We start from the raw sequence: 12,941 nt of genomic DNA, 5'->3' as shown, positions 1-12,941 counted from the left end.
GGGCGCAGTTGCGCTATCTGGTGCAAAGCGAGCGTTACGGTTGGATCGGGGGCTTGAGCTACAGCGCCTGCGCGAGGCGGGTGGAATGCCGGGACGTCTGGATCGGTTGGACGGAGACGGCGCGGCTAGGGAACGAGGCCGGCCAGCCATAAGGTGCTCGCCCCGACCGTAGCGGCGATGCCGCAGCTCAGGGGTCCGCCGAGGCCGAGAAACGTGACCAGGGCGCGTTCCGTGTCGAGCGGATGCGGAAAGCCCACGAAGCGCCGCACGAGCCACGCGCCCGACACCGCCTGGACGGAAGAGCCGGTCGCGATCGCGGCGGCGATCGCCGTGAGCCTGAGCGGTCCCGACTCCCCGAGATCGACCCCGAGATCGACCAAGAGGGACAGGTATACGCAGAATGCCCCGAGCCAGATCCCCACCCAGACGCGATCCCCATACAAGAGCAGGCAAGCCAAGGCAATGTCCGCGGGAGAAACACTGCCGTGGCGTAGCCCGGCGGCAGGGCGAGCATGAGCCCAAGCCGGCCGGTAACAAAGTTGGCCGCCGCGATGGCCAGCACCAGGAGCCACCATTTTCGCCAAAGCGGCCGCGCCATAGCTCCCGGCGTAACCCGGTCTACGTTCACAGGGGCCGATTCTTGCGCTGACGCCAAACCACAATACCATCCATTTGTGCACTACGATTCTACACCCTACTCCGACGGACTTGCGAAAAGCGCCCTGCAGCGCTCCACGGAGACAGACGCCGTGGCCCCGCCACTGGCAGCGGCCGTGCCTTGGCGAGCTAGTTGGCGGACCGTAGGCATCCGGCCAACCGCATACTTCAACCCCCTGATCTCATGCAGGTAGTCTACGGCGTTGGGTAGCCGCAAAGGATCGATTGATCAAGAGGTGAGGTGTCGACCGAGATCGAGGAGTTCGTCGACGCCGGTAGGAGTGAAGTCGAGATCGCGGAGCGGTTTGGGTTGAAGTGTGACACGCGCCGCAAAACGGTGCGCGCGGAGAGTATCCGTGTTCCCCCAAAAAGAAAGAGCTGCCTCCCTGCAGTGAGACGCTCGCCGGCCCAAAAAGCCACCCGAAACTGGCCGGGATCGGCCCAAACGGGCTCTTACGGCCCCCGCGCCAGGCCCCCGGATCACCGGCCGGCGCCTCCGACCCAACAGACCTGTTGCAAAACCGCGTTGAAGTTCTTATCCTTTATCCTTCGGCGATCGTTGCTTAAACGTGTAGGCGGTCTTGCCATCGATAATCAGCATCCTGTTTACGTGAGGAGGCGTCGGTATGGAACGATCTAAAAGCGTTGATCTAGCCCCGCGATTCGATAGTCGACCGTGGGGAAGCTTTCACGTGCTCGACGAGGGCCACACCTATAAGGTCAAACGAATCGAGGTCTTACCGGGTAAACGCTTGAGCTACCAAAAGCATGCGCAGCGCTCGGAACATTGGATGGTGGTGCAAGGCATGGCCAGGGTGACCCTCGACGGGCGCGAGATAGACTTGTCGCCCGGAGGCGCAGTGGATATTCCCGTCGGCGCAGCCCACCGGGTCGAAAACCCGGGCGGCGAAATGCTGGTCTTTATCGAGATCCAGCGTGGCAGCTACTTTGGTGAGGATGACATCGTTAGACTACAGGATGATTTCGGGCGTGTCCCTGCTTGACTGTGCGGTCCACGAGGTACTCAATCACCACGCGGAGCATTCCTATACGGCGAGCCGGTGCGCGTCGTCGTTGGAAGACGGCCGCCCGCCCGCGGCACGCCTGGCGCCTATCGGCGAACCTACCCCATACAGAAGGACCAATAACAATTGCCCCTGCCCGAGGGCCGGCGCCCTTCGTGGAAATTCAGGCGGTCAGGGCTCGTGTCTTTTAAGCTCTGCCAGGAGATCCGCCAACGGGATCAACGCGACGCCGATCCCGGAATCTGAAAATCCGTAGGGAAGCACCAGCTGGTCGCCGTTGATAAGTGCACCGCAAGAGTAAAGAACGTTCGGCACGTAACCCTCGCGCTCCGTCGCATCCGGAATGAGTAGCGGATCTCGGAGGTGGCCGAGAACGCGCCGGGGGTCTTCGAGATCGAGGAGCAGTGCCCCGATAGCGTAACGTCTCATCGGTCCCACGCCATGCGTGAGCACCAGCCACCCGGCCTCCGTTTCCAGCGGCGAGCCGCAGTTGCCGATCTGCACGAGATCCCACGGGTTGGATGGTCTACGGAGCTCGGTCACATCGCTCCAAAGCCGCACGTCGCTCGATGTGACGAGGTGGAGGTTCTCGCGATCCTTGCGGGACAGCATGACGTATTTTCCATCGATCTGGCGTGGAAACAAAGCCATGCCTTTATTCTGCGCAGCAGAGCCATTGAGCGTCGAGATCGTGAACGACACGAAGTCTTCAGTCTCGATCAACTGAGGAAGTATCTTGAATCCATCGAAGGCCGTATAGGTCCCGTAGTATTTCACGGTGCCGTCGCTCTCGATGAAACGGACAAACCGCGCATCTTCCATACCGCGCGTCTCGTGGGGTCCGGCCGGAAAGATGACGCGTTCCGTTAGTGCCGATTCCGGAGGGAAGGTCGTGACGTAATTCGAGGACGCGAGCATGCGGATGATCTTCTCGGTCTCGTAAATTATGGCATGAGGAGGGCCGCGCTCTTCCAGCAAGGCTAGAGACCGCTCCAGCTCGGCGATCGTGAACCGGTCCGAGAGTCGGTCCAGGACGCCCCGGGCAATCTCGTTTTCTGCTTCCAGCTCGGCCAGCGTAGTGCGAAACTGCCGTTTGTCGTAGATCGGAGACGCACGGCGGCCGGTGACGAGTTGTGGTCCGAGCGGGTCGAAGGTCAGGTTGCTGGCCGCGTCGATCACCCCGGAGCGGAACTCGATGGATGAGATGTGTCCCTCGCCGACCGCGCGTAGACTCATCACGAAGCGCCGCTCACCGATGCGGAGGTTGCCCTGGTCGGGTGCAAGCACGATCGACGGGTTGAAGAGCGCGGCGGCTTCGACGGAGTACTCGTGGGTGAAATAGGCGCCTATGAGCAGGCGTCGCTCGCGAGAGAGGTGATTGGCCGGACCGAGATGGTGGGCGACCAGATCGAAGTGGCGCTGCAGGACCTCTTCAAGCCCTTTGTGTCGGAACGAAAAGTCCGCCACGAGCCCAGACAGGACCGCAGCAACCTGCGCTTCTGGGATTTCCAAGATCCGCTGCATCAGCAGTCCGGCCCGGGAATCGGCTCCGGGGATTATTTCCTGAGCTGGCAGGTACGGATTGGCGATCACACGGCGGGCGTCCGGCAGGAGCCTGTGACTCGTCCGCGTAACAGCGATTCGGGACATCCTATGTCTCTCCCTCGAAACCGGCAGCGTGCTCAAGGCCTTTCGCCGGCGAGCTCGAGCATTTCCAGGAGAGACAAGAGAAAGCAGATAGTGCTCTCGGCACCTTCATTCTGGTTCGGCTGCGTGGCTTCGAGCCCATCGCGACACCCGGCGGTGACGAAGTCGTATAGAGGAAGCCCGAGCCGGTTTGCGCCCAGGAACCAGGCGAATGCTTCACGCATACGACCGAGATAATGATGATCGCCGGTGGCCAGATAGGCGCCGCGAAAGGCAAGCACGAACGCTGCGGCGTCGATCGCTTGCTCATCCGCATCCGGCTTGGTGCCCCCGCGGCAGTACCATCCGGCGTTTCCCACGAGGACCAACTGCCCATCCTTGAAACATACCTCCTCCAGGAAGTCGAGCGCCTCGCGGGCAACGCGCAGGCTTGCCCGCTTGCCCGTTACGACGAAGGCCTTGAAGAGCGCCAAGGGAATTAATGCGTTGTCGTACGTAAGCGTCGGCTCGAACCAACGCCAATCGTCGGTAGCTTCCTGCTGGTAACATCTGACAAGTTTATTAGCCAAGCGGCCCAGGGTGGCCCGCGCCGTGGTGGCAGTTGGCTCCGCCCCCAGGAAGTTCGCTAAACCGAGCATGGTGAAAGCGGTCCCGCGCAGGCCGTAGTCCATGGTCGTGGTCAAAGCCCGCTCGAACATCTCTCTTGCCAGAAGCCTGCAGCCATCGTCGGTCGCCAGCCGAACGCCGGTCCCCAGCGCCCAAATCGCTCGCCCGACGCAATCATCCGAACCCGGATCAGAGTCGAAGGTCCGGTCGTAGCTCATCAGGTTCCTGAAGCCGCCATCGTCGGTCTGCGCGTAGCGCAGGTAGCTGAGGTACGTGGTCACGAGTCGCTTGGTCTCCGGCGAGCTGCTCACGCGATCGGCTTGCAGCGCGACTATGAGCGCCCGAGCGTTGTCATCGACACAGTAACCCGTTTGTCGGGCTGGAACGCTGTACATGGCGTGCTGGATGATCCCGGTGTCGTCCGTCATTCGCAACAGGTGATCGAGACGCAGCTCCGGGAGGCGGCTGGTCCGAGTCGGCTTGGGGCGAGGCCGGATCCTGGGCGTCTCTGTCATCACCCTCCTCCCCAGTTCGAGATACGCCTCCCCGATGCGCGGCCAGACCATAGACCGCGTAAATTCGTAAGCCGATGATCTCACGCGGTCCAGTTCAGCAGGAGAATTCAGAAGCGACATAAGTACCCTGCTCAAAGCACCGCTATCGCCGAACGGGAAGAGAGACCCGCGCCCCGCCGCAAGGAGCTCCTGCGCATGCCAGTAGGGGGTCGAGACCGCCGCCGCACCGGCACCCATGGCATAGGACAACGCGCCACTGGTAACCTGGGCCTCGTTCTGGTAGGGACTCACGAAGATGTCAGCGGCCTGAAGGTAGTTGCACAGCTCTTCGGCCGTCACGAACTGATCTTGAAATATGACGTGCTCCCGGACGCCGAGCCGTTTGGCCTCCGCCTCGAGGGTCGTCCGGTACGCCTCGCCGTGCCGGCGGAGGATCATGGGGTGGGTTGGGCCGACCACGAAGTAAACGAGATCTGGAAACGCTGCAAGCACCGCCGGCAACGCGCGGATCACCGTCTCGATGCCCTTGTTGGGACCCAGCAAGCCAAAGGTCAGGAGCATTCGTTGGCCCGATACCCCGAACTTCGCCTTCAGTTGCTGCTGGTCACGTGGTTCCATCTCGGGAATTCCGTGGGGAATAACGTGGATCTTCTGCCCCCGCACCCCATACGAGGTACCGAGGAGCTCTGCGGCGACATTGCTCATCACGACGATGCCGGCACACTGTCGTGCCATCCCCTGGACGATGGCTCTTTGGGATTCGGATGGACGCTTGAGGACGGTGTGCAGCGTGGCGATCACCGGAACTCGCAAGGCAGTTACAAAGTCGAGAATATAGGTGCCGTCATCGCCACCGAAGATGCCGTGCTCGTGCTGAAGGGACACCAGGCGCACGTCGGTGTAGTTGACGAACTCGGCGGCACGAGCGTAATCGCCCTTGACTTCCTGACGGATCTCATACTGCACGTTTCCCAGATACTCGTACTGCCCTCCCGGATCGGTCATCGCAAGGGTTGTCGGGAAGATGCCTTCACTAGCCATTGCCATCGCCTCGGCAAGGTCCCGCGTAAATGTGGCGATACCGCATCGCCGTGGTGGATACGTGCCGACGAATGCGATCGGCAAATCGCCTTCGGTGGATCTCACCCGGCGATCGTCCCTCTCCGACTGCTGCCGGCCGCCTGGTCCTCGCGGCGCATTAGTGACCTGGAGGTGGATCATAGGCATGCCATTCCTTCAGCGGCGAAGCATCGAAAAGTCAATGCGGTTTCGCAATGGGCAAACGGATGAACTCAATCGGTGGTGATATGGCAAGGATAGGGCGTTCAATGCCTCTTTTGCAACCGGTAACGTTTCGTGGAACAGACTGGGCGGTGATTGGGGGGCCCGCACCAGGGCGGGAAGCGCCGTTCGAGGTGCCAGGGCGTCCTCACGTTCGGAGATGGGCACCGAGCCTCGGCCGAACGTGCCGGGGCACGTCCCCATACATCGCGCGTCCCGGGTCAAACGCGCCGCGCCACGGATAGCCGAGGGGCTCTCGGGCACTGGCCTCCCGCGAGATCGATGGGCCGGACGGCGTGGTTGCCGATCTCGGTCATCTCCTGGCCCGGCGCGGCTGCGGCGCCATGGTGTATCTGGGGCGCTACCCCATGTGAACTGCGCCGCACGCCCTGGATGACCCGGAACGGTGCTGGGCCTTGGGCATCACCGGTGGGGACTACCGCGAACAATCCTTCACCGTGCAGCCGCATGTCTGCTCATGAGCGTGACGACGCGGATCAGGGTAGATCGACACACACCTCGGCGAGGGCTTTGCGCTGGGTGATCGGCACCTCGGCCGGATAACCGTACCACAACAGCGCGACCACCGTCTCCACCGCGGGATCGGCCCATATCAGATCGTAGAATCCGGGATCGCGGATGACGCCTCCGGTATTCCACTTAGACCCGATACCCTCGGCCCACAGGCACAGCATGAGATTCTGGACGGCGCAACAGCAGGCGCCGTAATCCTCGCGCGCCTGGATCGGATCGGGAGAGTTCTGGCAGGTCACCACGGCCCAGCCCGGCATCGTGCGCCATCGGGCGAGCTTGTCCGCCGCGGCCTTTTGACCTTTCTTGCGCTCCACCCGTTGGGCGTTGAGCGCACAGACCGCCTCGGCGGTCTCGGGGCCAAGCACGTAAAAGCGCCATGGCTCGGTGAGACGATGATTGGGGGCCCAGCGCGCCGCGTCCAGCGCCCGATCGAGCGCGTCACGCGGCGCTCGCTCGGACCTAAACGCGTAGACGGTACGGCGTGAACGGATCAGCCGTGTCAGGGTCGACGCCGGGGGAAGCGGGGTGTTTTCCACGCACCGTGCCCTCAACCCGCCGCCATTCCGCGGCCGGGGGATGCAGCATCACGAACACCTGCTTCATGTGGGCGAAAACCAGGCCCCATCCGACCAGCCACAGCCCCAAGGCCCCAAAACGGCGCATGCCCTTGATGGCGCACACGAGGAGAAGCAAAACGGCGGGGAGACATGTGCCGGCTACGATAGCAACGATCTGCCTAGGCATATAGCACCTCCCGCCCGCGTTCCGCAAGCTTGGCCATGGCCTCGTCGCGCGTCAGAAAACGACCGTCTGTGACGAACCCGACCACCACGGAGTCGCGGACGGCAGTCACGCGCCCGGCGGCGGTGCGCTGCACCACCAACTCGGGTGGCAGACCGTCCAGGAGGTGGACCGGTGCGGGACTGCCGTCAGGGAACTGGGAGAGATAGACCAGGCCGGTCCGCCTGTCCAGAAATGCGGGCCGGAACCCAGCGCCGCGATTTTCCGCGCTCACCCCGCCGCTGCCGCGATAGCGCCGGTTTTGTGTCCGCAGGCCCGCCAGACTCAAGAGACGCTCGGGCCGCCCGGCCGGCAGGGTCGCGTTCGATATCGGTGTGGCGGTCAGTATATTCATCGTACACCTCCAAAACACTTTGGGGAGTAGATGTGCATACCAAGTGCCAGCGATGCCTTCGGGTTACGCCGAGCCGCCGGGGGCCTTTTGGAAAAGCCCGCGGCGCTCGCCGTCGCAAACGTGGGCCGCGCACGAAATCCTCATGTATTTCAATGCACTTCGGTTTTAGTGCCGCGTCCGCGTACCACCCGGATGACTTACGACGGTATTTTTTCACAGTCCGAGTCGTGTGCCGGAGCGGCTCAAAATGGAGCGCACCCATTGAGCTTCATCCGCTTCATCCGCCCAGCGCGGCCAGCGCCATGTCGTAGTCCGGCTCGTGGGCGATCTCGGGCACGAGCTGCGTGTAGATGACCTTGTCCGCGGCATCCAGGACGATGACGGCGCGAGCAGTGATACCCGCGAGCGGCCCGTCGTCGATCAGCACCCCGTAATCACGGGCGAAATCCCGACTGCGCATGAGCGACAGAGAAATGACGTTTTCCGTCCCCTCCGCCTTGCAGAACCGGCTCATGGCGAAGGGCAGATCGGCGGACACCATGAGGAAGACCGCCTGGGGATGGTCATTCACCGCCATGCTGAATCGCCGCGTGGACATCGCGCACACCGGGGTATCGAGGCTCGGCACGATGTTGAGGAGCTTCTTCTTGCCGGCGTAGGTCGCGAGCGTGACGTCATTGAGCGCGGCATCCACCAGAACAAAGTCTGGTGCCTGACTACCGATCGGCGGCAGGCTGCCGCTGGTGTGGATGGGATTGCCCTTCAAGGTGATGGTGGCCATGGATCCTCTCCGTTATTCGAATCTGTTATTGGTATCCGGGTCGTGGTTGGCTATTTCTCTTCCGCCAGGATCGCCGCGTACTCGTCCGCATCGAGGAGGCGTTCGAGATCGGCGGGGTTGTCCGGTCTCAGGCGAAAGATCCAGCCCTCGCCATAGGGATCGCGGTTGATGATCTCGGGCTCGTGTTCCAGCGCCGTGTTGACCTCGACCACCTCCCCCGATAATGGGCAATAGAGATCCGACGCCGCCTTGACCGACTCTACCACGGCGCACTCGGCCCGCGCCGGGTAGGCCCCGCCCGCCTCGGGCACCTCAACGAACACCATGTCGCCCAGCGCCTCCTGTGCATGATCGGAGATCCCGACCTGCACCGTGCCGTCACTCAAGGCCCGCACCCATTCGTGGCTCGTGGTGTACTTCACGTCCTCCGGTATCTGACTCATCGTCAATCCCCCCTAGGTTCGAAAGCCCCGGTCCCCTATCAACGTAGATCCCCGTTACCCGAGTGCGGCATGGCACATTGGCCATGACGCACGAACGGGGGTCTTACCGCCTGGGCCGGGAGCCACTTGCCCCTGACCTCCACCCGCAGCGTTCGCGCGGCCCCGACCGGTATTCGGGCGAGGCCGATGGATTTTCGCAGCACCGGCGAATAACCGCCGCTCGTGACTCGTCCAGTCGCAGCGCCATCGGCCTCGACACGCTGATGCGCCCGGAGGACGCCTCCCTCTGCCAACACCAGGCCGATGCGCGCGACGCGCACACCGGCCCGGATCCGTTCCTCCAGCGCCGCTCGACCCACGAACCGACGCCCATCAGGCCCCATGGCCACGGTGCCGGCGAGCCCGCACTCCAGCGGCGAGATGTTTTCATCCATATCGGCGCCGTAGAGGTTCATGCCCGCCTCCAGCCGCAGGCTGTCTCGCGCGCCGAGGCCCACAGCGGACACCCCGCTTTCGTAAAGCCCCGCCCATAAGCCCACCGCGTCACCGGCCGGGACCATGATCTCGAAGCCATCCTCACCGGTATAGCCGGTGCGGGCGACGCACCGGTCCGCCGTGAAACACGCCGTATACGGTTTCAGACCCCGCGCCGCTTCCGCCAGTGCCGCCGGTAGCAAGGGGTAGCAGCGCTCGCGCGCCGCTGGGCCCTGTACGGCGATCATCGCGAGGTCGCGCCGCTCCGCGACCCGCGCCGCGCGCCCCGCGGCATGCCCCTCCACCCAGGATAGGACCTTGTCACGGGTCGAGGCGTTACTCACCATGCGGAACCGTTGCGCATCCCGGGCATAGACGACGGTATCATCCACGACCCCGCCGCGCTCGTTGAGGAGACAGGAGTAGAGCCCCTGCCCCGGGGTTCGCAGCCGCCCCGTCTCGTTGGCCAGGAGCCAGCTCAGCAAGGCCGCGGCGTCGGGTCCCTCCACATCCGTGATCATCATATGCGAGACATCGAACATCCCGGCGGCCCGGCGCACCGCCAGGTGCTCCTCGACCTGCGAGCCGTAGTGCACCGGCAGGGACCAACCGGCAAACTCTACCATACGGCCGCCGAGGTCGAGATGGAGGGCGTAGAGTGGCGTCTTGCAGGTCATGGCAGCACGGTCTCAACGGATGATCATGCCCGAAAGGGCAAAAATCAAGGCGATACGATCCCGATCCACTGTCGAGCCACCCCCACCCGACCACCGATCGGGGCACAGGCGGCTAGGTGCCCTGTTCTCGGATCGCGTCCCGGACCGCGGAGATGATCCGGTCTTGGACCAGCGGTTCCAGGTAGGGATGCATCGGCAGGCTCAACACCTCACCGGCCAGGCGTTCCGCTACCGGCAGGCCTCCCGAGGGACGCGGAAACCCGAGATACGCGCTTTGCAGATGCAAGGGCTTGGGATAGTGGATGGCCGTCGGCACTTGGCGCGTCTTGAGGGCCGCGGCGACGGCGTCCCGGTGTTTGAGTCTGACGGTGTACTGGGCCCACGCGCTCACCGCACCGGGGACCACGCACGGCGTCTCTGCCACGTCCCGCAAGCCCTCGGAGTAACGCACAGCGACGCGGTTGCGCGCTGCGATCTCGTCCTCGAATATCGCGAGCTTTTCGATGAGGATGGCCGCCTGCAAGGTGTCGAGCCGACCGTTGATGCCCACGCGAACGTTGTCGTATCGATCCGCGCCTTGGCCATGGACGCGGAGCGACGTGAGCACCGCGACCCTCTCGGGGTCATCGGTAAAGATGGCGCCGCCATCCCCGTAACAGCCGAGCGGCTTGGCCGGGAAAAAGCTCGTCGCGGTGAACCCGGCGAGCGTCCCGACCCTCCGGCCGTCGCGGGCCCCGCCGAAGCCCTGCGCCGCATCGGCGATGACGCAAAGCCCCTGGGACATGGCCACGGCCTCGATGGCGCGGTAGTCCGCCGGGTGGCCGTATAGGTCCACCGGGATCACCGCCCGCGGTTCCAGGCCCAGGCGGCGCGCTTCGTCGATCGCCGGGGCAAGCCCCTCGGGATCGAACAGGAAATCGTCGTCGCCGACGTCCACGAAGAAGGGCGTGGCCCCGAGCAGGGCCACGGCCTCCGCGGTCGCGACAAAGGTGAAGGAGGGAACGAAGACCGCCTGGCCAGGCCCGATCCCGAGGGCCATGAGCGAGAGCAGCAGGGCCTCGGTCCCGCTCGCGCACGCCACGGTGTGCCGCGCACCGCAAAACCCGGCCAGTCGTCCTTCGAGCTCGGCGACCTCGGGACCGTGGATGTACTGGCCGTGCGCGAGCACCCTGGCGATGGCCCGCTCGAGGCGGACCCGGATGCGGCGCTGTTGCGCGCCGAGGTCGATGAAAGGGATAGGCGCGGCGCCAGCCATCGCTCACCTTAAGTGCCCAGACCGCAGCCCGTCAATCCGCACGGGGGCGACCGCGGGGGCCCGCCTGTACCGGCCGCTCGCTATAATTCAAGTATGCGATACCATGCCCGGTTTGGACTCGCCCCGCGTTCGTTTCGAGAGCGCCGGGGATGACTAGCCCGCTCTTGTGCCTCTCGTCGAGGCGGCTCACCCCGGGGTTTCCGGACCCGGCGCTGGCCCTGGAACAGCCCGAGGGGCTCCTGGCGCTCGGGGGCGATCTGAGTACCGAGCGCCTGCTCTGCGCCTACCGCCTCGGGATCTTCCCGTGGTACGAGGAAGGCCAGCCGATCCTGTGGTGGTCTCCCGATCCGCGCTGCGTGTTCTACCCCGAGCGCTTCGCCCCCTCGCGGAGCCTCAAGCGCACGCTCCGGCACGGCGCCTTCGAGATCACTTTGGACCGCGATTTCGCTCGTGTCATTCGGGCCTGCTCGGAGCCACGTGGCCCCCTGTATCAAGATGGCGGGGGTCAACATGGCGGGGGCACGTGGCTCAACGAGGCGATGATCGAGGCCTATGTCGGACTGCACCACCACGGGCATGCACACTCGGTCGAGGCCTGGCAGGAAGAACGGCTGGTCGGGGGACTCTATGGCGTCGCCATCGGCCAGGTGTTCTTCGGCGAGTCCATGTTCAGCCGCATCACCGATGCCTCCAAGGTGTGCCTCTTCCATCTGATGCGGTACCTGACGGCCTGGGGCTACCGGCTCACCGACTGCCAGGTCCGTAACAACCACCTGGCGCGGCTCGGGGCCACGCTCGTGCCGCGCCGGGAGTTCCTGGCCCGGATCGAACGCTTGTGCGCATCGGACGTCAGCGCGAGCGCCTGGAAAGACACACCGTGACCGAAGCGTTCGCCGGCTCGCGCGCGGCCTTCTATACGACCCCGCCACACGTCTGCAGTTACCTGCCGCCGCGTAAGGCCGCCACGTTATTCGCCGATCCGGCGCTGCCCAAGGATCGCGGGCTGTACTCGCTTCTGTCGGAGCAGGGCTTCCGGCGCAGCGGGGCACATCTCTACCGGCCGAGCTGTCCGGGCTGTCAGGCCTGCATCCCTGTCCGCATCCCGGTCCAGGAGTTCCGTCCCCGCCGCAACCAGCGCCGCACCTGGGACGGCAATCGTGATCTGCACGTCGTTCCGGGCCGGGCCGGATTTCGCGCCGAATACTTCGATCTGTACCGGCGCTACCTGTGGGCGCGCCACCCCCATGGCGGGATGGACGACCCGAGTCCCGAGGGTTTCATGGATTTTCTTACGGCGCCCTGGGCAGAGACGCTGTTCTACGAGTTCCGGCTCGGGGATCTGCTCCTGGCAATCGCCGTCGTGGATCGCCTGGAGCACGCCTTATCGGCCGTCTATACTTTCTACGACCCGGCGTGCCGGGAACGGAGCCTCGGTCGCTACGCCATCCTGCACGAGATCCAGGAGGCCAGGGCCCACGGGCTCGCGTGGCTGTATCTCGGATACTGGATCGCGGGATGCCGTAAGATGCGCTACAAGAACGAGTATCAACCCCTGGAATACTACGTGGGCGGCCGCTGGGAGCGCGCGCGGACGGTCAGCGCCGGCCGCTGATCCCTTTGCGGGCCGGCCGGCTTTCAGGCACAATGCGCCCCGCCAAACCCGATCATCTAGAACCCCTATGCCGATACCCGCAAGCCCGACACCCGCCGTCACAGGCCGGTGCCGGTCGATTGCCCGACTCTACCCCCATCGCGGCCGAGCCGGGTGCGACACGTAGATTGGGGGCGATGGCAAGGGAAGAACACATCGAGATGGAAGGCAAGGTCATTGAGACCTTGCCCAATACCACGTTCAGGGTCCAGCTCGCCAACGGCCACATCGTCACGGCCCATATCTCCGGAAAGATGCGC

General features: G+C 64.3%; 14 protein-coding genes. 4 read left to right on the top strand and 10 right to left on the bottom strand.

Annotation, left to right across the window (positions count from 1 at the left end):
• Window positions 1-125: 125 nt before the first annotated feature.
• Complete coding sequence (locus tag M3461_21635) at window positions 126-458, bottom strand: MASE1 domain-containing protein (GenBank protein ID MDQ3776761.1); 333 nt, start codon at window positions 456-458, stop codon at window positions 126-128.
• An 891-nt stretch (window positions 459-1,349) separates the two neighbouring features.
• Here M3461_21635 and M3461_21630 point away from each other — a divergent pair.
• On the top strand, window positions 1,350-1,661 hold the full coding sequence (locus tag M3461_21630; GenBank protein ID MDQ3776760.1) for a phosphomannose isomerase type II C-terminal cupin domain: 312 nt from the start codon (window positions 1,350-1,352) through the stop codon (window positions 1,659-1,661).
• 192 nt (window positions 1,662-1,853) lie between these two features.
• Here the strand turns inward: M3461_21630 and M3461_21625 are convergent, their stop codons facing one another.
• From M3461_21625 to M3461_21585, 9 genes are all read right to left on the bottom strand, one after another.
• Entirely contained in the window at window positions 1,854-3,332 is a 1,479-nt protein-coding gene (locus M3461_21625; GenBank protein MDQ3776759.1) for a glycoside hydrolase family 130 protein, read from the bottom strand.
• A gap of 32 nt (window positions 3,333-3,364) precedes the next feature.
• Complete coding sequence (locus M3461_21620; protein MDQ3776758.1) at window positions 3,365-5,491, bottom strand: glycosyltransferase; 2,127 nt, start codon at window positions 5,489-5,491, stop codon at window positions 3,365-3,367.
• A 461-nt stretch (window positions 5,492-5,952) separates the two neighbouring features.
• Window positions 5,953-6,201, bottom strand: coding sequence for a hypothetical protein (locus tag M3461_21615; protein ID MDQ3776757.1), 249 nt, complete (start codon window positions 6,199-6,201; stop codon window positions 5,953-5,955).
• Window positions 6,202-6,228: 27 nt separating this feature from the next.
• The gene (locus tag M3461_21610) at window positions 6,229-6,801 is read right to left on the bottom strand and encodes a nitroreductase (GenBank protein MDQ3776756.1); all 573 of its coding nucleotides are present in this window, start codon (window positions 6,799-6,801) and stop codon (window positions 6,229-6,231) included.
• 200 nt (window positions 6,802-7,001) lie between these two features.
• Window positions 7,002-7,400 carry a hypothetical protein gene (locus M3461_21605; GenBank protein ID MDQ3776755.1) on the bottom strand — a complete coding sequence of 133 codons (399 nt, stop codon included), beginning with the start codon at window positions 7,398-7,400 and terminating at the stop codon, window positions 7,002-7,004.
• Window positions 7,401-7,677: 277 nt separating this feature from the next.
• Entirely contained in the window at window positions 7,678-8,181 is a 504-nt protein-coding gene (tpx, locus tag M3461_21600) for a thiol peroxidase (protein MDQ3776754.1), read from the bottom strand.
• Window positions 8,182-8,231: 50 nt separating this feature from the next.
• Window positions 8,232-8,624: a glycine cleavage system protein GcvH gene (gcvH, locus tag M3461_21595; GenBank protein ID MDQ3776753.1), complete on the bottom strand. Its 393-nt coding sequence runs from the start codon at window positions 8,622-8,624 to the stop codon at window positions 8,232-8,234.
• A gap of 38 nt (window positions 8,625-8,662) precedes the next feature.
• Window positions 8,663-9,775 (bottom strand): glycine cleavage system aminomethyltransferase GcvT, encoded by a 1,113-nt coding sequence (gene gcvT, locus M3461_21590; protein MDQ3776752.1) that lies wholly within the window; start codon window positions 9,773-9,775, stop codon window positions 8,663-8,665.
• 112 nt (window positions 9,776-9,887) lie between these two features.
• Window positions 9,888-11,030: a DegT/DnrJ/EryC1/StrS family aminotransferase gene (locus M3461_21585; GenBank protein MDQ3776751.1), complete on the bottom strand. Its 1,143-nt coding sequence runs from the start codon at window positions 11,028-11,030 to the stop codon at window positions 9,888-9,890.
• Window positions 11,031-11,179: 149 nt separating this feature from the next.
• Between M3461_21585 and aat the strand changes: the two genes are divergently transcribed.
• From aat to M3461_21570, 3 genes are all read left to right on the top strand, one after another.
• Window positions 11,180-11,911, top strand: a complete 732-nt coding sequence (gene aat, locus M3461_21580; protein MDQ3776750.1) for a leucyl/phenylalanyl-tRNA--protein transferase — start codon at window positions 11,180-11,182, stop codon at window positions 11,909-11,911.
• Window positions 11,908-12,642: an arginyltransferase gene (locus tag M3461_21575; GenBank protein ID MDQ3776749.1), complete on the top strand. Its 735-nt coding sequence runs from the start codon at window positions 11,908-11,910 to the stop codon at window positions 12,640-12,642. The genes aat and M3461_21575 overlap by 4 nt, the downstream gene beginning before the upstream one ends.
• Before the next feature lie 176 nt (window positions 12,643-12,818).
• Window positions 12,819-12,941: translation initiation factor IF-1 (locus tag M3461_21570; protein ID MDQ3776748.1), on the top strand; the 123-nt coding region annotated here is incomplete at its 3' end.

The organism is Pseudomonadota bacterium, assembly GCA_030860485.1.
Classification (GTDB): domain Bacteria; phylum Pseudomonadota; class Gammaproteobacteria; order JACCXJ01; family JACCXJ01; genus JACCXJ01.
The sequence above is the reverse complement of the archived record's forward strand: the minus strand, read 5'-3'. Positions and strand labels throughout refer to the sequence as shown.